Here is a 1,477-nt window from a genome sequence, read left to right as displayed (position 1 = left end):
GGTGATCGACATGTCCTCCATCGATCCGCCGTCCACGCGCCGGCTCGCGCAGACATTGCGCGAGCGCACGGGCATGGGCTTCGTGGATGCGCCGCTCTCGGGCGGCGCGCCCAAGGCGCTGCTCGGGCAACTGACGGTGATGGCGGGCGGCAGCGTGGAGGACGTGACGCGCGCCCGCGCCGTCATGGACAGCCTGTGCGCCAACTACACCCACATGGGCGAGAGCGGCGCCGGGCAGACCACCAAGCTGGTCAACCAGCTGCTGTGTGCCATCGGCTTCCAGGCCGTGGCCGAGGCGGTGCGAATCGCCGAAGCCGGCGGCGTCGATGCCTCGAAGCTGCCCGCGGCCCTCGCCGGCGGCCGCGCCGACAGCCAGATCCTGCGCGAGTTCGGTCCCAAGATGGCCGCGCGCGACTACACGCCGACAGGCCGCATCGACAACATGCTCAAGGATCTCGAGGCGGTCCAGGGTTTTGCGCAAGGCCAACGGCTGCCGTTGCCGCTTGCGGGCATCGTCTCGGAGCTGCATCGCACCTTCGTGGCGGCCGGCCTCGGGCCCGAGGACACCGCGGCCATGATGCGGCAGTTCGACGGCTATGCCCGCGGCTGAACACGCGCCGATTCCCATCCTGTCGAACTCAATCAAGGAAACGAAAAATCATGTTCATCCGCTGCGCGTTTTTCAAGGGGCGGGTCAAGCCCGGCATGGAGCAGGCTTTCGACCGCCACGTGCACGAGACGCTTGTGCCGCTGTGGACCCGCTTTCCCGGCGCGCTCGAAGTGCGCGTGCTGCGCCAGCTGGAAAGCGATGTGGGCGATCCCGAGCTCGCGATGGTGCTGTCCATCCGCTACGCGACCCGCGAAGACATCGCGCGCGCTCTCGATTCACCCGTTCGCTACGAAAGCCGCGAAGCGTCCAAGGCGCTCTTCGACATGTTCGACGGGACCGTTTTCCATACGGTCTTCAGCGCCGAGGAATTCGTGCTCCCCACCGCCTGACTGCGCTCACTGGCTCGCCGACGCGTGCAGGTCGCGCGGCAGCCGCAGCGTGCTCGCGCTGGCTCCCTCGGGGCAGGGGCCGTCGGAATAGATCGCGTTGCCCTCGGGCATGACGCACTTGCTCACCACGGTGACGGCGGGTGCCGCCCTGGCGGGCTCGACGGGAGCTTCGAAGTTCGCATTCGCCGGCGATGCGCGATGGAACACCGGCATGGCCGGCTCCACCGATGAACGTTTCACCGAATCCGGCAGCCCTAGGCGGCCGGCCGATTGGATGACCTCGACATAGGCCGGCATGACCGCAGGTGGCGTAGCCGGCGTGCGCGCCGCGTTCTCGTGCACCAGGTCTTTCAACGTCACGTAGAAGAGGGACACCGCCACCAGCGCCACCGCCAGGCACGGGGCCCAGTACCGTTCGGAGCCGCCGCGGGACGGCGAGGCCTCGCGCGGCTTGAAGGTGTCGATCCTGTGTTGCAGG

3 protein-coding genes are annotated in these 1,477 nt (G+C 68.2%); 2 read left to right on the top strand and 1 reads right to left on the bottom strand.

Annotation, left to right across the window (positions count from 1 at the left end; translation table 11 throughout):
* Positions 1–610 (top strand): NAD(P)-dependent oxidoreductase (locus tag AC1DOC_RS33365; protein ID WP_478131534.1); only part of this gene is annotated, 610 nt, incomplete at its 5' end.
* Positions 611–660: 50 nt separating this feature from the next.
* The gene (locus AC1DOC_RS33360; protein WP_012748434.1) at positions 661–999 is read left to right on the top strand and encodes a putative antibiotic biosynthesis monooxygenase; all 339 of its coding nucleotides are present in this window, start codon (positions 661–663) and stop codon (positions 997–999) included.
* Between the two features lie 6 nt (positions 1,000–1,005).
* Here AC1DOC_RS33360 and AC1DOC_RS33355 read toward each other — a convergent pair whose 3' ends face one another.
* The gene (locus tag AC1DOC_RS33355; RefSeq protein ID WP_478131533.1) at positions 1,006–1,476 is read right to left on the bottom strand and encodes a hypothetical protein; all 471 of its coding nucleotides are present in this window, start codon (positions 1,474–1,476) and stop codon (positions 1,006–1,008) included.
* Position 1,477 lies beyond the last annotated feature (1 nt).

Source organism: Variovorax sp. 01T439_2, assembly GCF_056398445.1.
Note: the sequence above shows the minus strand (reverse complement) of the source record. Positions and strands in the feature narration are given on the sequence as shown.

Excerpts from the sequence above, each read along its gene's own strand:
- AC1DOC_RS33360 (WP_012748434.1), top strand. The coding sequence starts at position 661 with ATGTTCATCCGCTGCGCGTTTTTCAAGGGGCGGGTCAAGCCCGGCATG.